Origin of the sequence: Pantoea sp. RIT-PI-b, assembly GCF_001187905.1 — a bacterium.
Taxonomy (GTDB): Bacteria; Pseudomonadota; Gammaproteobacteria; order Enterobacterales; family Enterobacteriaceae; genus Pantoea; species Pantoea nemavictus.
This window is the reverse complement of sequence record NZ_LGIS01000012.1, coordinates 873,962-895,353: the sequence shown is the minus strand read 5'-3', so window position 1 is coordinate 895,353 and position 21,392 is coordinate 873,962. Positions and strand designations below refer to the sequence as shown.

At 53.0% G+C, this 21,392-nt stretch carries 20 protein-coding genes; 9 read left to right on the top strand and 11 right to left on the bottom strand.

Going from position 1 to position 21,392, the window contains the following annotated elements:
- Positions 1-6: 6 nt before the first annotated feature.
- From AC790_RS05840 to AC790_RS05820, 5 genes are all read right to left on the bottom strand, one after another.
- On the bottom strand, positions 7-933 hold the full coding sequence (locus AC790_RS05840) for a substrate-binding domain-containing protein (protein WP_049851183.1): 927 nt from the start codon (positions 931-933) through the stop codon (positions 7-9).
- A gap of 161 nt (positions 934-1,094) precedes the next feature.
- A complete protein-coding gene (iolG, locus tag AC790_RS05835) occupies positions 1,095-2,090 on the bottom strand; it encodes an inositol 2-dehydrogenase (RefSeq protein ID WP_049851182.1) in 996 nt (331 codons plus the stop codon).
- A gap of 31 nt (positions 2,091-2,121) precedes the next feature.
- Positions 2,122-3,114 (bottom strand): hydroxyacid dehydrogenase, encoded by a 993-nt coding sequence (locus AC790_RS05830; protein ID WP_049851181.1) that lies wholly within the window; start codon positions 3,112-3,114, stop codon positions 2,122-2,124.
- Between the two features lies 1 nt (position 3,115).
- On the bottom strand, positions 3,116-3,931 hold the full coding sequence (locus AC790_RS05825) for an HpcH/HpaI aldolase/citrate lyase family protein (RefSeq protein WP_049851180.1): 816 nt from the start codon (positions 3,929-3,931) through the stop codon (positions 3,116-3,118).
- A gap of 11 nt (positions 3,932-3,942) precedes the next feature.
- Positions 3,943-5,376: an NAD-dependent succinate-semialdehyde dehydrogenase gene (locus tag AC790_RS05820; protein ID WP_049851179.1), complete on the bottom strand. Its 1,434-nt coding sequence runs from the start codon at positions 5,374-5,376 to the stop codon at positions 3,943-3,945.
- A 402-nt stretch (positions 5,377-5,778) separates the two neighbouring features.
- Here AC790_RS05820 and AC790_RS05815 point away from each other — a divergent pair, with 402 nt between their 5' ends.
- The 5 genes from AC790_RS05815 to AC790_RS05795 all read left to right on the top strand — a co-directional run bounded on the left by AC790_RS05815 (position 5,779) and on the right by AC790_RS05795 (position 10,837).
- A complete protein-coding gene (locus tag AC790_RS05815) occupies positions 5,779-6,708 on the top strand; it encodes a MurR/RpiR family transcriptional regulator (protein WP_049851178.1) in 930 nt (309 codons plus the stop codon).
- Between the two features lie 148 nt (positions 6,709-6,856).
- Positions 6,857-8,701, top strand: a complete 1,845-nt coding sequence (iolD, locus tag AC790_RS05810) for a 3D-(3,5/4)-trihydroxycyclohexane-1,2-dione acylhydrolase (decyclizing) (RefSeq protein ID WP_049851177.1) — start codon at positions 6,857-6,859, stop codon at positions 8,699-8,701.
- Between the two features lie 14 nt (positions 8,702-8,715).
- Positions 8,716-9,627, top strand: coding sequence for a myo-inosose-2 dehydratase (gene iolE / locus AC790_RS05805; RefSeq protein WP_200902253.1), 912 nt, complete (start codon positions 8,716-8,718; stop codon positions 9,625-9,627).
- Complete coding sequence (locus AC790_RS05800) at positions 9,627-10,436, top strand: SDR family oxidoreductase (RefSeq protein WP_082204267.1); 810 nt, start codon at positions 9,627-9,629, stop codon at positions 10,434-10,436. The genes iolE and AC790_RS05800 overlap by 1 nt, the downstream gene beginning before the upstream one ends.
- A 68-nt stretch (positions 10,437-10,504) precedes the next feature.
- Positions 10,505-10,837: a hypothetical protein gene (locus tag AC790_RS05795; RefSeq protein ID WP_049851174.1), complete on the top strand. Its 333-nt coding sequence runs from the start codon at positions 10,505-10,507 to the stop codon at positions 10,835-10,837.
- Between the two features lie 10 nt (positions 10,838-10,847).
- Here the strand turns inward: AC790_RS05795 and AC790_RS05790 are convergent, their stop codons facing one another.
- Positions 10,848-12,281 carry an amino acid permease gene (locus AC790_RS05790; protein WP_161804872.1) on the bottom strand — a complete coding sequence of 478 codons (1,434 nt, stop codon included), beginning with the start codon at positions 12,279-12,281 and terminating at the stop codon, positions 10,848-10,850.
- 548 nt (positions 12,282-12,829) lie between these two features.
- Here AC790_RS05790 and AC790_RS05785 point away from each other — a divergent pair.
- Positions 12,830-14,104: a Glu/Leu/Phe/Val dehydrogenase gene (locus AC790_RS05785; RefSeq protein ID WP_049851172.1), complete on the top strand. Its 1,275-nt coding sequence runs from the start codon at positions 12,830-12,832 to the stop codon at positions 14,102-14,104.
- Positions 14,105-14,341: 237 nt separating this feature from the next.
- Here AC790_RS05785 and AC790_RS05780 read toward each other — a convergent pair whose 3' ends face one another.
- Entirely contained in the window at positions 14,342-14,632 is a 291-nt protein-coding gene (locus AC790_RS05780; protein WP_049851171.1) for a hypothetical protein, read from the bottom strand.
- 379 nt (positions 14,633-15,011) lie between these two features.
- Here AC790_RS05780 and AC790_RS24120 point away from each other — a divergent pair, with 379 nt between their 5' ends.
- Positions 15,012-15,224, top strand: a complete 213-nt coding sequence (locus tag AC790_RS24120; RefSeq protein WP_007891215.1) for a hypothetical protein — start codon at positions 15,012-15,014, stop codon at positions 15,222-15,224.
- Positions 15,225-15,278: 54 nt separating this feature from the next.
- Here the strand turns inward: AC790_RS24120 and AC790_RS05775 are convergent, their stop codons facing one another.
- Positions 15,279-16,187 (bottom strand): LysR family transcriptional regulator, encoded by a 909-nt coding sequence (locus AC790_RS05775; RefSeq protein ID WP_049851170.1) that lies wholly within the window; start codon positions 16,185-16,187, stop codon positions 15,279-15,281.
- Between the two features lie 110 nt (positions 16,188-16,297).
- On the opposite strand from AC790_RS05775, the gene AC790_RS05770 reads away from it, so the two are divergent.
- Positions 16,298-17,635 (top strand): DHA2 family efflux MFS transporter permease subunit, encoded by a 1,338-nt coding sequence (locus AC790_RS05770; RefSeq protein WP_049851169.1) that lies wholly within the window; start codon positions 16,298-16,300, stop codon positions 17,633-17,635.
- A gap of 193 nt (positions 17,636-17,828) precedes the next feature.
- Here the strand turns inward: AC790_RS05770 and AC790_RS24650 are convergent, their stop codons facing one another.
- The gene (locus tag AC790_RS24650; protein WP_152929113.1) at positions 17,829-18,311 is read right to left on the bottom strand and encodes a hypothetical protein; all 483 of its coding nucleotides are present in this window, start codon (positions 18,309-18,311) and stop codon (positions 17,829-17,831) included.
- Between the two features lie 367 nt (positions 18,312-18,678).
- Here AC790_RS24650 and AC790_RS05760 point away from each other — a divergent pair, with 367 nt between their 5' ends.
- Positions 18,679-19,983 (top strand): MFS transporter, encoded by a 1,305-nt coding sequence (locus AC790_RS05760; protein ID WP_049851167.1) that lies wholly within the window; start codon positions 18,679-18,681, stop codon positions 19,981-19,983.
- A 52-nt stretch (positions 19,984-20,035) separates the two neighbouring features.
- Here the strand turns inward: AC790_RS05760 and AC790_RS05755 are convergent, their stop codons facing one another.
- Both AC790_RS05755 and AC790_RS05750 read right to left on the bottom strand, forming a co-directional pair.
- The gene (locus tag AC790_RS05755) at positions 20,036-20,602 is read right to left on the bottom strand and encodes a hypothetical protein (RefSeq protein ID WP_049851166.1); all 567 of its coding nucleotides are present in this window, start codon (positions 20,600-20,602) and stop codon (positions 20,036-20,038) included.
- Positions 20,603-20,724: 122 nt separating this feature from the next.
- Positions 20,725-21,384, bottom strand: coding sequence for an NAD(P)-binding oxidoreductase (locus tag AC790_RS05750; RefSeq protein WP_049851165.1), 660 nt, complete (start codon positions 21,382-21,384; stop codon positions 20,725-20,727).
- Between the last annotated feature and the right edge of the window lie 8 nt (positions 21,385-21,392).

Genomic DNA, 21,392 nt, shown 5'->3' with positions numbered 1-21,392 from the left:
CGACGGTTAATTTGTCATGAACTTCTGGTAATTTTGCGGTGTGACTAACTGGAACGGAATAAAGTTAATATCCTGGACCTTTTCACCTTTGGCCGCTTTTTCCGCCATATCCACCGCACCATAAGCTTGTGATTTTGCATCCTGGAATACGGTAACGGTAAGTAAGCCGGTTTTAATTGCCTGCAATCCATTTGGTCCGCCGTCAGTACCACCGACTAAAATATCTTTACCAATTTTAATACCATTACTTTTAATGGCCATGGCGGCACCAATAGCCATTTCATCTGCGTTGGCGGAAAGAATATCAATTTTGTCGCCCGACAAAATCCAGTTATTCATCAGATTCATGCCATCTTCACGCATCCATTTCGCGGTATCTTCAACAATCACATGCATATTAGGATGTTTGGCAATGATCTCTTTTGCTCCCTGGGTTCTGAAGCGGGTAGCATCATTGCTTAATAACCCTTTCATGATGGCGACGTTAACGCTTTTACGATCTTTCACTTGATCTGCCAGATACTGCATCTGTAAACGTCCGGCTTCTATTTCATCGCTGCCGATATAGCTCACGCCATCACCCATTTTCGCATCTGAAGGCATACGGTTGAGGAAGATGAGGGGGACCTTAGCGGCGCGTGCCGCATCAGCCATATTTTTGGTTCCCTGGGTATCAACCGGGTTAACAATAATTACGTCGACTTTACCGTTAATAAAACTTTGCACCTGGCTCAATTGTTTATCAACGGCGCCCTGAGCATCCTCAAATTGAATTTTCATATCCGGATGGGTTTTCGCCTGCTCAATAATATAGCCTCTCAGGCGCGAGAGAAATACATCATCCATTTGGGCGATGCTGACGCCGACCTGTACGGCATTCACTGCAGGGCTTAGCGAAAGTAAGGTAAGACAGAGTAAGATGAATTTTTTCATAATGGTCTTCCACGTTAATTATTAGTCTCAGAACTAATCTGATGTCGGGTGTTTTATTATTAACTTCACTTACGTAGGGTTTACTAACAACGCGCTTAATTTTGTGCGTGATTTAAAGAGTAATAACGAAAATTAGGGTGGCGTCCTTGCCAATAAAGTCCTTAATTCAATTTCACTACGCTCTGAGTGTCGGCTGACAGCTGAGCGGCATCGGCAAGTCGCAGCGCCAGACAGCCATCATGAATGGTGACAGGTAGCGCGCTGCCGTTGCTGATCGCTTGAATGAAAGCGTCGATTTCCAGCCGATACGCATCGGTGTAACGCTGCATAAAGAAGTCCAGCAGCGGGCCACGCACTTCGGTGTGCTGGGCGCCAAAATGGCGCACCGTGGTTTCACGATGGTTGTCATTGATCATCATGCCGCCAGAGCCAAACGCTTCCAGACGCTGATCGTAGCCATATACCGCCTGGCGGCTGCAGTTGATCTGACACTGTTTACCGGAGGCGGTCCGCAGCTGCACCATCACCGTGTCGTAATCCCCTAACGCTTCCAGCGAAGGCTCAAACAGGCGACTGCCGGTGGCAAACACCTCAACGGGTTCCTCACCCAAAATCCAACGCGCGAGGTCAAAATCATGGATCACCATATCGCGGAAGATACCGCCGGAATGCTTGAGATAGTTCAACGGTGCCAAACCAGGATCGCGGCTGGTGATCACCACCTGGTGCAGGTCACCAATATCTCCCTGAGCAATCCGCTGATGAATTTCGTTAAAGCCTGGATCGAAGCGACGGTTGAAACCCAGCATCACTCTGCTGGCCTTCTCGCCCAGCGCTTTTTCGGCCGCCAGAGCTTTGTGGATATCAAGGTCGACCGGTTTTTCGCACAGCACGGCTTTGCCCGCGTTGGCTGCAGCCAGCATTAGTTCAACGTGGGTATCGGTCGGTGTCCCGATCACCACGGCATCGACAGCCGGATCGTTAATCGCCTCAAGCGGATCTTGCACCGCGCGACCACCCCACAAAGCCGTTAACGCATGGGCATTTTCAATAAAGGGATCGGCAACCATAACCAGCTGAGCGTCTTTATGACGCGCCACGTTGGCGGCATGAACCTGACCAATGCGGCCAGCGCCGAGGATGGCAATTTTGAGCATGATGTTCTCCGGGTCGAGAGGTTTATTATTATCAGGGCAATTGGCTCATCAGGTCGTTAAGCGCCAGAACCTGCTTATTGACCACCAGATCCGTATCGAGCTGACCAGTGAAAAAGTTGACGATGTTGGTGGCAGCGGAAATCGACATGCGCATCGCCGCCTCTTCGGTCAGTCCTGCGGAATGTGGGCTGAGAATTAATTTGTCGCGCTGGGCCAGTAGCGCGGTATTTAGCGTGGGCGGCTCCTGCTGTAATACATCAAGACCCACGCCACCCAATGCATCGTTTTGCAGGGCGGTTGCCAGCGCCTCTTCATCGACAATGCCGCCGCGCGCGGTATTGATTAAAATGGCGTGGCGTTTCATTAGCGCCAGTTCGTCCGCGTCAATCACCGCTTTATCACCGCTTAAAGGCAGATGGATAGTGACCGCATCGGCCTGTTGCAGGCCCTCATTGATGTCTGCAACGCGGGTTACGCCGCTTTCTACGAAACTGTTATCGGGCAGGAAAGGATCGTAAGCGATGACTTTCATGCGGAAGCTTTTTGCCAGGCGCGCCACTTCACGGCCGATGCGACCAAAACCGAGAATGAATAAGGTTCTGCCAGCCACCTCTACGGCGGAAAAACTGTTGCGACGATTCCATTCACCCTCACGAATGCTGCTATCGAAATAGCAGATGCGTTTTGCCAGAGCCAGCAGCAAGGACAGCGTGTGTTCCGCCACGGAAAGTGAATTCACATTGCCGACAATGGTCAGCGGAATGTTGCGTTCGGTAAGGGCGGCAACGTCAACCGAGTCATAACCCACGCCGTGACGTGACACCATGCGCAGATTTTTTCCAGCAAAGATCTCTTTAGCCGTAAGCGGCTGCGTACGGATTAATAGCGCATCCGCTTCGGCAATAAAGGGCGCATAACTCGCCACGCTGACCTCGTGCACCAACTGCACGTTGAATCCAGGCGCGTTATGCAGAATATCGAGCCCGGCCGGATGAATTTTTCCGGCAACCAGAATGTTTGGCATCTCAGTAACCTCCCGGCTGGGTTGATGGCGTTGCCTGGCCGTTACCGTTGAGTTCGCAGAATTGCTGCACGCTACTGGCTGCTGCGCCACGCAACAGCTGGACGTCGTTAGAAAGCGTGACTAAATCGAATCCCCATTGCGCCGCGTTGGCCGCATAAGCGGCAGAACCATTGTGCAGCCCCGCCTTTTTCCCAGCACGATGCGCAGTGGCGAGAATATGCTTAATCGCATCGACAATTTCCGGTTCAGTGCGATCAAAACCCGTGCGATATTTTCTGCCGGTAAGTCCTAACGTCAGATCGGCTGGGCCGATATAGACGCCGTCCAGTCCGGGGGTAGCGACAATCGCTTCGATATTGTCAAAGGCTTCGGCGGTTTCGATCATCGCCAGGCACACCACGTGATCGTCGGCCTGCTGGCCGTAATCCTGGCCGGCGGAGAATGTCACGCGCGTTGGGCCAAAACTGCGGCTGCCGTGGGGTGGATAACGCACGCAGGAGACCAGCGCCTGCGCTTGCTCTGCGGTGCTGATCATCGGACAGATAATGCCCCACGCACCGGCATCCAGTGACTTCATGATGATGCCGGGTTCCAGCCAGGGCACGCGCACCATCGGGGCAACGCCGCTGGCGCGCATCGCCTGCAGCATATGCGTTGCTTGCTCATAGCCGACAAAACCGTGCTGCAAATCGATGGTTAGCGCGTCGTAACCCTGTTCAGCCATGATTTCAGCTGTGAAGGCGTTGGCGATGCTAAGCCAGCCATTGAGTACGGTTTGCCCTGCATTCCAGCGTGCTTTGATATTATTCAGCTTCATCAATCCGTTCCTTACAGCACGATTTGCGCCGGTTTGACGTTCATATAGTCGTGAATACCTTCACTTCCGCCTTCACGCCCCATGCCGCTGGCTTTCACGCCGCCAAACGGCACTTCGGCAGCGGCCAGCGCATAGCTGTTAATACCGACCATGCCGGATTCGAGGCGCGCCACGGTTTCACGAATGCGGGCCGGATCGCGGGTAAAGGCGTAAGCGGAGAGGGCAAAATCAGAGTTATTAACGCGGCGCCACAGATCGTCGCTGTCGCTAAATGAGGTGATGGCGGCAATCGGACCAAAATTTTCTTCGGCGATCGCCAGCGCGTCGTCGGGGACGTCGGCAATCACGGTTGGAGCGAAGAAGTAGCCGCCGTTTAATTCGATACGTTCGCCGCCGACCACGATGCGTGCTCCTTTCTCGCGCGCATCCGCCACGATCGCCTCGATGGCTTTGAGGCGACGAGGATTGATCAGCGGGCCCATTTGCGTGCCTTCATCCAGCCCGTAACCGACCTTGATTTTTTTCGCACGCTCGGCAAAGCCTTGTACGAAGTCGTGATAGCGGCTTTGGTGGACATAAAAGCGATCGCAAGTGACACAAACCTGGCCACAGTTGGCAAATTTGGTGGCCACGGAAAGGTCGAGCGCTTTTTCCAGATCGGCATCGTCATAGATGATGACCGGCGCGTTACCGCCCAACTCCATGCTAAGGCGCTTAATCGTGGCCGCTGAATCGCGAATCATCTGCTGACCAAGCTGCGTTGAGCCGGTCAGCGAGACTTTCTTCACCACCGATGAAGCAATCAGCGGTTCATAGGTGGCGGCGGTTGGCCCGACGACCAGATTCGCCACGCCAGCCGGCACGCCCGCTTTGCGCAGACACTCAAAAATCATCATGGCGGAGCCAGGAACTTCACTGGAGGGACGTAATACCACCGTGCAGCCGGCGGCGAGCGCAGGTGCGAGCTTGCGTGCCACCAACACCACCGGGAAATTCCATGCGGTAAACGCCGCCACCACGCCGACCGGTTCGTGCGACACTTCACAGCGTCCGTCTGGCACCCGGCTTTCAACAATGCGGCCATAGATACGACGCGCCTCTTCGGCGTACCAGATAAATTGGTCGGTCGATAATTCCCATTCGCGTCTGGCCTGCGCCAACGGTTTGCCACTCTCCTTCGAGATGATCTGTGCGGCTTCTGCCGCCAATGCCGTCATCTCTTTTGCCACCGCCTGCAGCAAATCCGCCCGCGCCCAGCCTGAGGTGGTTCGCCATGCGACCAGCGCCGCTTCTGCGCTGGCCAGCGCAGATTGGGTGTCGGCTGCAGAGGCGGCGGCAATTTCACCCAGCGTTTGCCCGTTGCCGGGATCGGTGACGATCACCGGTTCTGCACCGCTGCCCTGACGCCATTCGCCATTAATAAACTGTCCAAAGTTTTGATACATGTTGATCCATTCCTCCGGTAGCGGTTTCAGGCTTAAAACGACGGCCTGAAACGGTCAGCTGGGAGGGAAGACCTGGGATGGGAATCCCTCAGCAGCATTGATAGTTGCAATGTTAGGATCGGAGCAATAAAAATTGCAATGCAATGGCAGGTGTGAGGTTAAAATGAGGTTTTAGTTTAAATTATCTATACAAATCAAAATCTAAAGTGGGTTGTATTTCGTCGAAAAAGGTGTTTCATTCAGACTAAAAGTGAATTCTTCGAACCAAATCACAAATATTACGCAGAGCTTTTCCCTGTTGGCAGCGAATGCGTTAGAACTAATTGCATTAAGGTTTTACTTGCAATTTTTATTGCGGTAGCGTGCTGGCGAGATGGGCTGTACGCCGAAAAGGAATGATGGATGAGCAAGATTGAGAAGATGCAAACCACGCTGCCGCATGAAAATTACGAGCAAATTGTGGATGAGATTACTAAACGCTATGCGCAGCTGTCGGTGCGGCATCAGCAGGCGGCACGCTATGTGACGCAAAACCCGAACACGGTGGCGCTGGAATCGATTAACGCTGTCGCCGCGAAATGTGGTCTGCACCCCTCGGTGCTGGTGCGTTTTGCGCAGGTGTTTGGCTATAGCGGTTTTAAACAGATGCAGAGCGTATTTCAGACCCGACTCGCCACGGCGGCACCGGGTTACAACGAGCGCATCACCGCCCTGGAGAATGATCTGCGCAAGAATGAGCAGAAGGGCAGCCTCGGCTTTTTGCAAAGCCTGGTGATACGGGACATCGCTACGCTGCAGGAGCTGCTGAGCAACGTAGCGGAAAGCGATCTCGATGCGACCGCGGGGTATCTGAAGGGGGCGGAAACTATCTATATCGCCGGTCAGTTGCGCTCCGAGCCGATTGCGTTATTGCTGCGCTACCTGCTCACCATGCTGAATCGCCGGGTGATCCTGCTGGATTCCGCCGGCGGGCTGGCGCCGGAAATGGCTAACAATATGCGTGAAAGTGACGTGCTTATCGCCATCGCGTTTCGCCATTATGCCAAAGAGGTGATCGCCATTGCCGACCATGCCAGCGCGCGCACCATTCCGGTCATCGCCATTAGCGATGGGCCGCTATCACCCTTAGCTAAAAGCGCCAGCGTGCTGTTCAACATTCCGGAAGAGGAGTACAGCTTTTCGCGATCGCTGGCCGCGCCGGTGTGTCTGGCGCAAAGCATCGCCATGGCGCTGGCAGCAGTATTGCAGCCGGAAGTGGCGCAGCCGCGCATCGAAAGCATTACTGAACGTGAGAAGCGCACAGAATCACCGCGTAAACGCAACCGCGCCTAATTGAATTAACGGGCTCCCGCTCGCAGCTGAGTGGGAGTTTTTTCGCCTGAAGTTGCAACTTATATTGCGGTTATTTGTTTTTAGCAATTTAAGTTGTGAAATATAACACCATGCTGCACAGCAGCATCTCTGAAAAGTGAGTAAGGATATGGCTACAATTCGTTGCACGACGGCTCAGGCGATAGTTCGCTATCTGAGCAATCAGTTTACCGAGGTGGATGGCAAACGCGTGCCGCTGTTCCCGGGCGTGTATGGCATTTTTGGCCACGGTAATGTCACTTGCCTGGGCGAAGCGCTAGAAGCGGCGCAAGATGTATTACCCACCTGGCGCGGGCAGAATGAGCAGTCGATGGCGTTTGCCGCCGTGGGATTTGCCAAGGCGATGGTGCGACGTCAAATCATGGTGGTCACCGCCTCGATTGGTCCTGGCACCACCAATCTGCTCACCGCTGCGGGCGTAGCGCATACCAGTCGTCTGCCGCTTTTAATGATCTGCGGTGACAGCTTTGCCCGTCGCCATCCCGATCCGGTAATGCAGCAGGTCGAGCATTTCAACGATCCGACCCAAACGGTGAATGATGCCTTTAAAGCGGTGTCGCGCTACTGGGATCGGATTACCTATCCTGAACAGATCCTCTCCTCTCGGCCACAAGCCGTGGCAACGATGCGCGATCCCGGCGACTGTGGCCCAGCCTTTATTGGTGTATGCCAGGACGTGCAGGAGATGGCGTGGGATTACCCAGAAGAGTTCTTTGCTCCGCGTTTGCATCTGATACCGCGTCCACGTCCCGATCGCCAACTGCTGGCACGCGCTGCTGAGTGCCTGAAACAAGCTAAACGTCCACTGATTATTTCCGGTGGCGGCGTGCGCTATTCGCAGGCTGAAGCAGAACTGGCGCAGTTTGCCCTGGCGCATGGCATCCCGGTGGTGGAAACAATCGCCGGAAAGGGCGCGTTTACCCACGATGACCCGATTCATTGCGGGCCGATTGGCATTCTCGGTTCAACCTCGGCCAATGCGCTGGCCGCCGAGGCGGATGTGGTGATTGCGGTGGGGACGCGTTTGATGGATTTCGTCACCGGTTCATGGACGGTATTCGATCATAAAGCACAATTTATTGCGCTCAACGCCGCGCGCTTTGATGCGCACAAGCATCTGGCCATCCCGCTGGAGTGTGATGCCCGTGAAGGCATTAGCGAACTGCACTCGGCGCTCGGCAGCTGGAAAGCAGCCGATAGCTGGCTGGAAAAAGGTCGCCGGGCGTTTGCCAAATGGAACGAACTGATTGCGGCGCGGCAGGAACGCACGGTATCGGAGGGCGATCCCACCTACGCGCAGGTGATTGGCGTAGTGAATGCGGCGGCGGCGGCAGAAGATTACATCATCAGCGCGGCGGGCGGACTGCCCGGTGAACTGGTGAAGGGTTGGCGGGTGAAGAATCTAGGCACGTTTGATTGCGAATTTGGCTTCTCCTGCATGGGCTATGAACTCTCCGCTGGCTGGGGCGTGGCGATGGCTGAGCAGGATCGCGACGTGTTCGTGATGATTGGTGACGGCACCTACATGATGATGAATTCCGATATCTACTCCAGCGTTCTTTCAGGCCATAAATTCATTTTGCTGGTGTGCGATAACGGCGGCTATGCGGTGATCAACCGTCTGCAAAATGCCAAGGGCGGCGCCTCATTCAATAACCTGCTGAAAGATTGTCGGGTACAGGAGCCGTTTCACGTCGATTTCGTTGCTCATGCACAATCCATGGGGGCACTGGCGCGCAAGGTCTCCTCGCTGGATGAGCTTGAGGAAGCGATCGGCTGGGCCAAAGGAAACGATCGCACCACGGTCATCTCCATCGATACTCATCCGTTTGACTGGACGCCGGGCGATGCCTGGTGGGATGTCGGCGTGCCGGAAGTCAGCGCACGTGACAGCGTTAACCAGGCGCGTGAAGAGCACGTTAAAGGTCGCCTGGCGCAGCGCGTCGGCATTTAATCAGGGAGTTCATGATGTTAAAAGCCAAACTGGGCATCGCGCCCATTGCCTGGTCGAACGATGACCTGCCGCAGTTGGGTGGGGATACGCCGCTCACGACCTGCTTGTCTGAAAGTCATCAGGCGGGATTTCAGGGTGTTGAAACCGGCGGTAAGTTTCCCAAAACTGCTGACGCGCTAAAGCCGCTACTGCAAGAGTATCAGCTGGATTTGGTGTCAGGCTGGTACTCCGGCACCTTGCTGGACAACAGCGTGGAGGAGGAGATCAAAAAATCACTGCCGCAAATGCAGCTGTTTCGTGATTGCGGCGCGGCTTGCCTGGTGTATGGCGAAACGGCCGGCACTATCCAAAATCAGCAACATGTGCCGCTGGCGCAGCGTCGTCGTCTTACCGATGAACAGATGCGCGAGTACGGCGAAAAACTGATCCAGTTTGCGGCGTTTTGCCAGGACTACGGCGTGCCGCTGGCGTTCCATCATCACATGGGAACCGCCATTGAGGATGAACATGATATTGACCGCTTGATGGCCGTCACCACGCCAGAAGTTGGGCTACTGTTTGACGCCGGTCACCTGGTGTTTGCAGGCGTCGATCCAATGCGCATTCTGGAAAAACATGGCGATCGCATCATTCACGTGCATACCAAAGACGTGCGCGAAGAGATCCTGCGCGCCTTAGATCGACATCGCGATTCCTTCCTCGATGCGGTGCTGCAAGGGGTTTATACCGTCCCCGGCGATGGCATGATCGATTTCAGTGCCATTGTTAATAAGTTGGCGCAAATCGGCTATCAGGGCTGGTTTGTGGTGGAAGCAGAGCAAGACCCAGCCAAAGCACCGCCGCTGGAATACGCGCTTATTGGTTATAAAACACTTCGTTCGGCGCTCGACGCAGCCGGTTATTCAGTCATTTCAGGAGCACTATGATGAACCAGTTAACAGGTAAAGTGGCCGTGGTTACCGGTGGTACGCAAGGCGTGGGCGCAGCGATTGCGCGTCAGTTTACGCAGTTGGGCGCTAGCGCAGTGGTGATTTGTGGCCGCAATCAGGAGAAAGGGACCAAGGTTGCCGAGCGTTTAAACGGGGAAAGTGCAACCAAAGTGGATTTCGTGCGCGCGGATTTATCTAACGTAGAGGATTGCCGTCACGTCATCGCCACCGCAGATAAACTGCATGGTCGCGTCGATATTTTGGTTAACGCCGGCGGCATGAGCGATCGCGGTACCATTTTAGATACCGATCCCGAACTCTTCGACCGCATCTTCGCCACCAACGTTCGTGGCCCGTTCTTCCTGATGCAGGAAGCCATCAAGCTGATGCGCCGCGATAACATTGCGGGCAGCATCGTGAATATCTGTTCGATGTCATCGCTGGCGGGTCAACCGTTTATCGCCGCGTACTGCTCGTCCAAGGGCGCGCTGGCCACCCTGACACGCAACACCGCCTACGCCTTATTGCGTAACCGCATTCGTGTGAATGGCCTCAACATTGGCTGGATGGCCTCGGAAGGCGAAGATCGCATCATGAAGCAATATCACAGCGCAGAGGATAACTGGCTGGAGAAAGCGGCGGCGTCACAGCCGTTTGGCCGCCTGATCCAACCGGAAGAAGTGGCGCGCGCGGTGGCATTCCTCGCCAGCGAAGAGTCCGGATTGATGACCGGCTCAATGATTGAGTTCGATCAGTCAGTCTGGGGTGGCTACGATCAAGCTGCTGCACCTGCTTCCCCGCTTTAAGCACTTTCCTCAGCCTGTGCAAGCAGGCTGGTTCCTCATTTTTATCGACTCATAAAAGAGGATGCGACATGAATCTAAAACAACTCGATAGCATTGCTCACTTTTATAATCAGCTGCTGCTTCAGGTTCGCTTTCTGAAATTCAGTGAGCGGCGAACACCAGAAGAGGAGAAAAAACAGTTGCTGGTTCAGTGGCTGCTTAAAGAGAAAAAGTTGAAGACCTTTGGTGAAGAGTGTCGCCATGAGATCGCCTATATGATCCTCGAAATAGAGAGCAGCAGTCTCAGCGACTTTGAAAGCAAAGTGGAGCATCTTGAGACGAACTGCGCTGCTATTCGACTGGAGATGGAAATGAGTCAGGCGCTAAAGTGGGAAACGTCAGCAAAATCGGGTTACGGCTAAGATGTCTGCCTCAGGACGAGGCAGATTTGGCGTTCAACTCACCATTCAACGATCGTGCCCGCTTCTCCTTGACCTTCCAGACCAACCACAACGCAATAAACCACGTCGGCGAAACCGCTAAAGCGGCGAGCGTGTCGGGATCGAACACCATAATCACTACCGAGAACAGGAAGAACATCAGCGTGGCCCAGGCCATGATGACGCCACCGGGCATTTTAAATTTCGATTTTTGATGCAGATCCGCACGTTGCCGGCGATACACCAGGTAGGACACCAGAATCATTCCCCAGCAGTAGATAACCAGAATTGCGGCCAGGGTGGAAACGATGGTGAACAGCGTAGAGACATTCGGCACAAGGAACAGCAGCAGGGTTCCGCTCAGCATACAGAAGCAGGAGAACAGCAGGCTGCGCAGCGGAATGCGCGTGGTGCGCGACAGAATGCGGAATTGCCAGTGCGCATGCTTCTCAACCGACAAGCCATACAACATGCGGGTACTGGAGTAGACGCCACTATTGGCGGAAGACATCGCCGAAGTGAGCGCCACAAAATTGATGATCGCCGCCGCCGCAGGCAGGCCTGCCTTAGCAAACAGCGTGACAAACGGGCTGGTGTCTGGCGAAACGCCCTGCCAGGAGGTGACCGCAATAATCACCATCATCGAGAGCAGGTAAAAAACCACAATACGCAGCGGCAGAGCGTTGATGGCGCGCGGCAGAATTTTCTCGGGATCGCGCGTTTCCGCGGTCATGGTGCCTAGCAGCTCAATCCCGGTATAAGAGAAAATAGCGATTTGGAAACCAGCGAGAAAGCCGGTGATGCCATGCGGCATAAACACGGCGGGATCGGTCAGATTATGTAGCGATGCGGTGACGCCATCAGGCGAGGTCCAGCCGGTAAACACCATCCATCCACCGGTTAAAATCAGCGCAATGATGGTAATCACTTTGATCAGTGCGAACCAGAACTCCGCTTCACCAAAGGCTTTCACCGACAGCATGTTAAACAGACAGAGAATGCCTAAGGTAAATAGCGCCGGTATCCACGCCGACATTTCCGGGAACCAATACTGCATATAGGCGCCGCATACCACCACGTCGGCAATGCAGGTGACGACCCAGCTCAGCCAATACGACCAACCCAAATAGAAGCTGGCTTTCGGCCCGAGATAATCACCGACAAAATCGGCAAATGAACGATAGTCCAGCCGGGTCAGCAGCAACTCACCCATCGCGCGCATCACCATATAGCTGAAAAAACCGACCAGAATGTAGATGATCAAAATAGAGGTTCCGGCAACGGCAATATTGCGTCCTGCTCCCATAAACAACCCGGTGCCGATGGAGCCTCCCAGCGCGATCATCTGAATATGACGTTCGCTGAGCCCGCGCTGCAGTTTTTGCGGGGCGTCGTTAGCCCGAGCAGGCTGAATCTGCTCTCGTATCGGTTTGTTAGACACAATAATTCCTTCAGTCTGGCAAAGAGGCGCATAGCGATGCCTGCCCGCAAGCATCAGTGGCAAGTTAGGGTTTTATTCTTTCCGCAAAGGCATAGCTAAACGAATCTGTTAAGCGCAGTGAAACTGGCACGTTTAAATAGTTGAAAGAAAAACAAAACTAATAAAAGCCTAATTCATGATCGATATTTCCCGCTGAGTTTCACTCATCGTGGTTGCCTGAGTTAACAAAGTCAATGCGATAAAATAACACTTTATTCACTTTTTGATGACCATCAAAGAACTGAAAAATAGGAAAAAAATCCAAGTTTATGCAGTTAAGTGAATATTTTATGCATAAAAATGCATGTCTTAAGGGGACGTTTCATTGCTTATTTATTCATTCATCAACACGATTTGGCATGGGAAAAATTAATGATTTCTTTTTTCGTCGTGATTCTGTTTTTTTAAAAGTGCTAAATTAAAGCCTGCCTAGTGCAATGCATTACCTTTCCACGTCTTTTCAATATAAATAACTCTGAATAAACAGGCTTCTCATGGAAAAGTTATCTTACGCGTCTGAAAGCAGTACATCTCCCTGGACTACCTACCTGAGCCAAATTGACCGCGTTGCGCCTTACCTCGGTGAATTGTCTCGCTGGATTGAAACGCTGCGTCATCCCAAAAGAGCACTGATTGTCGACATCCCGGTACAGATGGATGACGGCTCCATCCGCCACTTTGAAGGCTATCGCGTGCAGCACAACTTATCGCGCGGGCCAGGCAAAGGCGGCGTGCGTTACCATCCAGCGGTAGACCTGAACGAAGTGATGGCGCTCTCTGCCTGGATGACCATCAAGTGTGCGGCGGTCAACCTGCCTTATGGCGGGGCAAAAGGCGGCATCCGCGTTGATCCTCATGCGTTATCAGAAGGTGAGCTGGAGCGATTAACTCGCCGCTATACCAGTGAAATCGGTCTGATTATTGGGCCACAGAAAGATATTCCAGCGCCAGATGTCGGTACCAACGGCAAAGTCATGGCCTGGATGATGGACACGTACTCGATGAACCATGGCACTACCATTACGGGCGTGGTGACCGGTAAACCGATCCATCTTGGTGGCTCGCTAGGCCGTGAAAAAGCCACTGGCCGCGGCGTATTTATCACCGGACGTGAAGTGGCGCAACGCTCTAACATCACCATTGAAGGTGCACGCGTGGCGCTGCAGGGCTTTGGTAACGTAGGTAGCGAAGCAGCCCGTCTTTTTGCCGAAGCCGGTGCGCGCGTGGTGGTGATTCAGGATCACACCGCGACCTTGTTCAACGAGGGCGGCATCGATTTGAATGCGCTGAGTGCGTGGCAGATTGAGCACAAGCAGATCGCCGGTTTCCCCGGTGCGCGTGAAATCGAGAAAGAGCAATTCTGGACCACGGCGATGGATATTCTGATCCCGGCGGCGCTTGAAGGGCAGATTACGCGTGAGCGTGCGGAAATTATCAGTGCAAAACTGGTACTTGAAGGGGCGAACGGCCCAACTTACCCGGATGCCGATGATGTACTGGCCAACCGTGGCGTGCAGGTGGTTCCGGACGTGATCTGTAATGCCGGCGGGGTAACGGTCAGTTACTTCGAGTGGGTGCAGGATATGGCGAGTTTCTTCTGGAGCGAAGACGAAATTAATAAGCGTATGGATCGCATCATGACCGAAGCGATGATTCACGTTTGGGATAAGGCGGCAGAAAAACGCTGTTCACTGCGCACCGCCGCTTATATTGTTGCCTGCGAACGTATTCTGCTGGCACGTAAAGATCGCGGTATTTATCCTGGCTAATTTACTTTGTTGTTAACGCTGCTGTGCAAAACCGGGAGTGATACCATTTCCGGTTTTAAACTTCCTCAAATAACCGGCTTCATCGGAAAACACACTCTGTCTAGCGTCGTAATATTACGCTTCGCTTTAATTGCTTTTTTAGAATTAAACGCACTGCATTTATTTGATTAATGTAAGAAAAGCTAAGTGCATTGATAAAACGTCATCGCCGCTGCGAGAGGACGTTTATCCTGTCGTTCATGCCAGATTTACCCCACGCAGGCCTGACCAGCAGCGCGCCGCCGACTGGGTAATCATCACCGAGGGTTCCTCGCTAAACTCACTCACTAACGTAACAATCCTGTCGGTTAAACTCCTTATATTTTCACTGCCTACATAAACATATTCATTGGTGGGTAAAACGTAAGCATAACCTTTCTCACAGACCAGGCTACGCGAAAACCCATGTTCCAGCATGGCATACAGCAGTTCAATTTGCGTGCCTGCAGTGGGATCTTTCAGTTCGATGCGAATAGTGTAACTGAGCATAATGTCATCTCCGGCTAAATAAAATTTAAGTTTACTTAATTTTAATTCGTCCGAAAATTTTATTTCCAGTTTAAGATAAATCCTAACGAGCATTGAGCTATAAGCGAAGGGTGCAGGTTATTATTTTTAGTAATGACTGGTACTATTAAGCGCAGCGATATTCATTCATATGATATTAAATTAATTAACCTGGCGTTTATTACGTTCGGCTTATTTAGGTTGCTATTTAATTAGAGGTGGCGGAGTTCATAGGGCTATAATTAATTTATGGCTCATTCTGATTTGGTTGCTAAAAAAGCGTGCAAGACAGTTTCCGCAAAGGGCGATTTTTAAGAGTGGTGTTAATCCTATTTATCTTATGCCTCATGTGGAGTAGCAGATGAAATTAACCGTAACCGATTTCTACGTGTTTAGTCGGGAAGATGCTGATGGCTGTTGCTATCTTCATCGTGATGGCTGCCGTTTGAGCCCTGCCTACAACAATCGTGTGTTTATGGGATCCTTTTATTCGTCTGAACACGCCTGGCAATATTTTTATACCCATCACGGTGAGCACCGGGCAGCGCTTTGTCTGTTGTGTATGAAAGAGTGAGGTCAAGCTTACTCAGCCGAAACATGCCATAAACGGTGGGTATCACAACTGCCCCTAAAGCGGTTGCTGCGCAAAGGCCTCTTTAAGCGCATCAATCGCACAGCGAAGCCGCTGGGGCATCGCGGCGGTTTTCAACCACACCGCGTAAATCGGTAGGCTGTTACTGCGCGTGTGCGGCAAGACCTCAATCAGCTTTTTCTCCTCAATATCCCGACTGACCAGCCAGCGTGGCAACTGCGCGATGCCGTAACCTTGCTGCGTCGCAGCATACACCGCGCTCATGCTACTGAAGCGCAAGCGCTCGTCCGGCTGCCAATACACCATCTCTTCCTGCGCGTTCTTCAGCAGCCACGGCTGGGATCGCCCTTGCTCAAGCAGGGTCAGATGCGGGAAGTGAGCCAGATGGTCAGTTTGCGCCAGCGCTTTACCCGCTGCCAACAGCGAAGGGGCGGCGCACAGCAGCAGCGGTTGCTGGCCGATGAGGCGCGCGGTGAGATCGGCATGATGTCCAGGCGCGCCGATCCGTATCGCCAAATCCACACCTTCCGCTGCCAGATCGATACGCTGGGTGGAGAGTCGCACATCCAGTGACAAACCTTGCCAGCGTTGGGTGAGAGGCAATAACACCGGCATCACCCATTTTTCGCCCAGCAGAGGCGGAGCCGCGACGCGCAGCTGTCCTGTGGGTTCGCTGGCATGTGACATCAGCCGATTCTCTGCCGCGTCAAGGCTGGCGAGGATCTGCAAACAATCCTGGTAAAACTGTTCACCTTCACTGGTGAGCGACAGTGAACGGGTGGTGCGCTGGAACAGTTTTACCTGCAAACGTGATTCGAGGCGGGCCACCGCCTTTCCCACCGTCGAGCGTGATAATCCCAACTGCTCGGCTGCCGGGCTAAATCCACCGGCCTGCGCGGCCTGCACAAAGGCGCGGATGCTGTTCAACCTGTCGACGTTAATCATCAGTAAGCTCGTTTTATTGGCGATTTTAATTCGTCAGTATGGCGAATTAATGGCGTAACTGGCGAATTAAAATCGTGGCAGGCTAAGGTTTTCTTCTTTGGAAACCTGGCATGACCCGTCCAATCTCACACTCTCCGGCAACCTTGATCAGGCTACAGCTCGGTATCTGCCTGGCCAGCTTTCTCGGCTGTATTGATTTCACGATTGTTAATACCGCGTTGCCCGCGCTACAGCGGCATTTTGGCGGCGATATTGAAGATGTGCAGTGGGCGATGACGCTGTTTGTGATGGCGCTCTGTTGCTGCATGGTGATGTCCGCCAGGCTGGCTGAGCGTTTTGGTGCACGTCGGGTGCTGTACGCTGGAATGCTGCTGTTTGGTATCGCCTCGCTGGGCGCTGGACTGGCATTTAACCTGCTGGCATTGAATATTTTTCGCTTGCTGCAGGGGGCGGGCTGCGCGGTGCTGTATACCGTTAGCGCCACTATTCTGATGGAGACGATGCCTGCAGCCAGACGGGGAAGCGCGCTTGGCTGGCTGTTTGCTGCCAACGGCCTCGGGTTGGCGCTGGGGCCGGTGGCGGGCGGCGTGCTGGTCAGCTGGCTGAGTTGGCGTGCAGTGTTCTTGCTGAATGTGCCGCTGCTGGCGCTGAGCTTCCTGTTTTGCTGCGGCAGCGTGGCGGCATCAAAAAGACGTGCTGACACCCGGCTGGATATACCCGGCTGGCTGCTGATGACCGCTGGATTGGTTCCATTGCTAATCTGGACCAGCCATGTCACGCGCTGGGGTATGTTATCGCTGCCGTCAATTTTAACACTGACGCTATCGCTGCTGTTGTTGCTGGCCTTTGTCATGGTAGAGAGACGTTCGCTGCAACCGGTCATCGATTTCCGCATGCTGCGTAACAGTGGCTTTGCGGCCGCTTGTCTGTTATCGGTGCTGCTGGCGATATTTTACTGCAGCGCATTTATGCTGATGCCGTTCCGATTGATTGCCATTTTCCATCTAAACGATGCGCAGCTTGGCCTGATGCTGCTGCCGGTGACGCTGGTGATGGCGCTAATTTCGCCCTTAGCCGGTCGTCTTGCCGATCGCTTAACGGCCTGGCCGGTGATGGCGGCAGGATTTGCCCTGCTTACCGCTTCTGCGTTGCTGCAGAGCATAAGCAGCGCATCGTTATCCCATTACATGCTGGCATTTGTATTGATGGGAGCTGGCTGGGGCGCAATTCTTGGACCCTCAGTCGCCGCCGCGCTCAGCGCATTACCTGTGGCGCGCCATGCGCAGGGAATAGGCATCTCCTGGACGCTGCACAATCTCGGTGGCGCGTTAGGACTGGCGATGGCTACACAGATTTATCAAACCGCTGCGACCTTAGGTTTTCAAGCAGTGATGTGGGGATTGGCGGGCAGCGCGCTGCTTGGCACGCTGGTGGCGATAAAGGGCTGAAGCCGTACTATGAGAGAAGTGGCTGAGTGATTTATTGGTGAGGATATACAAGCCTTATTTGTTATTAACGTGTTGTAACATGAGGGCATATTGGGCAGCCAGCTAATACCCTAAAGAAATTTTATCCACTTCATCAAGTGAACCCTGAATTATGTATATTATTTCCCAGGATTCGTTAAAAATGTCACTTATATCAGTTTATCTGATAGGAGAGTTTGATGGTTAACGGATGACCGTCTACGCTGTAGCTTGTTTCATTATCCAGAGATAAAATATTGCCACTATAAACTACGCGTACGCTATCTTTCGCGTCTTGTTTAATAGACGAAATACTGCCGTAACCTTCCATAAATGGAATCTGTTTTTTTAATTCCATTAGTAAATGCTGATTGGTGCCGAGTAAATGATCCGAAAGGTAGTAGCGATAAAGGGTGGACACTGTCGCGCCGCCGCTGTCGTTCATCGTCGTATAGAGCCATAAGTGGTCACTGATTCGATGGCTATTTTGTAATGTATCGTTGGCGGGATTATCACTTTGTGTATTTAGCCATAGCAAGCTGATGAAACCTATCAATAGGCTAACTGTAATGGCGCAATGCAGCCATTTAGTAACCGAGTTGACGCGCATATTCGATGCCCTCACGGATAGCTCGTTGATCGATAGGGTCATCTCCATAAGGGGCATCGCCGTACCATCGGTTCCATTTTTCCCTGGATGATGCCATTCCGTGCTCCTAAAATTTCCCTGTTCTGACGATTATCATAAAACCTCCATTTTATTGCGGGTATTAAAATAAATCTCACTAATGTGTTATACCCTTCATTCCAGAATAAAAATCTTCCCGTTTGTCTGTTAAAACAGGATGCCTGCATTTTAGCGGCTGACTTTTTTACACCCTAAGATTTTGCAGTTGAATTATCTCTGCGACACGCATTTATCACAGGTAATGGAGTTTGATCCTCTAAACAGAAATGCTTTAAATCTGTTGGTGCTGTAACGATTATCTATTTTAATCCCTCACTTTCTCACAAGAGACTGCCGCATGCCGAAGCCCCACACTACATCCGATGCCCAGAAGCGCGCGTTGATCGCCGGTTCTGTGGGTAATTTCATTGAGTGGTATGAGTTTGCCGTTTACGGCTTTCTCGCCACGGTGATCGCGCAAAATTTCTTTCGTCTGCAGGGCGAAGCGGAGCTGACCGGTCTTATCCTGGCCTATGCTTCCTTTGCGGTGGCCTTCTTTTTCAGGCCGTTGGGGGCGATATTTTTTGGCCGCATGGGCGACCGCCTTGGGCGCAAGCCTACGCTGATTTTCGTCTTGATCATGATGACATTGGTGACGACAGCCATTGGTCTCATTCCTGTCTATGCCAGCATTGGCGTGGCGGCACCGCTGATCATTACCGGGCTACGTATTCTGCAGGGCCTGTTCGCCGGTGGAGAATACGGCGGCGCGGTTTCCCTGATGACGGAATTCGCGCCCAAAGGAGAGCGCGGACGCTACGGCGCCTGGCAATCTTTCACCGTGGCATTAGGCCTGCTGGCGGGGGCAGGCATTGTGGCACTGCTCTCTGCGCTATTGACGGCGGATGAGATGCACAGCTGGGGCTGGCGTATTCCGTTCTTCCTCGCCTTGCCGATGGGTGCAGTAGCGCTGTGGTTGCGCTATAGCATGGAAGAGACGCCGAGTTTTGTGCATCAGCAACAGGCCAAACAACAGCGTCAACCTCAACCTGTTAGCGCCAGCGTGGGGGCAACGTTAAAAACTATCTTGCTGGCAATTAGCCGCGTGATGGTGTGGTCTGCGGCGGGCTATACCTATCTGGTGATTATGCCTACTTATTTACAGTCATCGCTGCACACCGGTTTTAATCAGGCGCTGCTGATTGCGGTGATCTCGAATCTTGGCTTTGCGGCGACCATTATTCCGGCGGGCATCCTCAGCGACAAAATCGGTCGGCGCAGCGTAATGGTGATCGCGGCATGCTTATTACTGGTGCTGGCGCTTCCATTATTGAAAGTATTACAGGCCGAATCTTCGACGCTGCTGATTAAAGCGATGGTGGTGTTTTTCGCGGGTGGAATTGTCGGATTGCTGGCCGGACCGGGCCCGGCAATGTTGGCGGAAATGTTCCCAACGCGCGTGCGTTACACCGGACTTGGACTGGCCTATTCATTATCCAATGCGATTTTCTCCGGCTGTGCGGGACTGATCATCACCTCGCTGATTAAACAAACGGGTAATCTGGATATTCCGGCCTGGTACATTATGGTGACCGCCGCGATCAGTATTCCAGCACTGATGACGCTAAATAAGAGAGATCATTTGCGATCGCTGGATGAATAACTGTGAAGTCTGATGTAAAAGGGCGCCTTTTCGCTGCGCCCTGTGAAAACAATTAACTGCCGCCAACAAGGTGAGTACAACGTTTATTCACATCCCAGCTCGGTTCCGGCACCGTTTGGAATTCGGTAAACACATTCGCGGGATTGGTCTTAGCCGTAATGGTGTACGACTCTGGAATTTCGCGCGCACCGTAGCGTGGGGCGAGGAAATAGCGCTTACCCGGTTTTGGAATCAACGAAACCCACTGGGTTATCACATAGCCAGATGGGTTATAGAGGTACTGTCCGGCGACCACGGCATTGGGTCCGCCGCCGGTCAGCTGCTGAAAAGCAACCAATCTGTTTGGCGGGACTTTACGGGTGATGACGCTGCCATCGGCGCCCAGCACGCTGGAGTCTAATTCGTAACGTTCAACGCGGTCATAACAATCGCCTTTCTTTTCATAGAAAGCGACATAAAGTGTGCCGACATGGCCTTTATATTCCTGCACCACCAAGGTTGCAGCATCAGCACCTGAATAATCTTTATAGTCGAGCGGTAACAGCGCGGAGCAGCCTGCAAGTAGGCTAGCCGGAATAAAGGCCACCAGGCGTGACAATGATTGAATGGATAACAGCATGCGGTATTCCTTCCCTTATAAAATAACCGCAGCTGTTATCGGCACATTGTCGGTAAAGTTGATGGTAAAACGAAAAGCTATTTGGCCGATCCCGCCAGCCGAATAAAGAGATGCAATAGGTTTTAGTGGTTTACCATTTGCTTAACCGCTTCCTGCACCGGCACCTCTCCACCTGTCAGCTCGATGATGATGCGGCTGACGCCCGGCTGCTCGACCAGCTCTGCCAGCGTAGCCGCGACGTCATCGCGGGAGATATCGCCATAAGGGATCGCCAGCCCGGCGCGCACCAGGCCGCTGCCTTTCTCATCCGTCAGCGTGCCGGGGCGCAGGATCACCCAATCAAGGTTACTTTCCGCCAGCGCGACGTCTGCCATCTTCTTCACGCGCATATAGTTTTCAAAGGTGGCGGAGAGGTTCTTCGCTCTGCCAACTTCCGGAAACGCCGAAACCAGCAAAAAGCGCGCAATGCCGGCCTGCTGCGCGGCAGCCACGGCGGTGTTTAATCCTTCACCGTCAATAGCGTTAGTCATCTCTTCGCCGCCTTTGCCGCCGGCCCCGGCGGTAAACACCACCACGTCGCTGCCCGCCATCAATGCTGCGAGAGAAGTCACATCCAGCGCGGTTAAATCGCCGTTAATCGGCTCGGCGCCCAGCTCACGTAACGGCTGTTCCTGTTCGGCTTTACGGAACAGTGGATGGGCAACATGGCCCTTTTTAGCCAACAGGGCAGCAAGGCGGCGACCAATGTTTCCCGCACCGCCAATGATAAATACCTTGGACATATATGCCT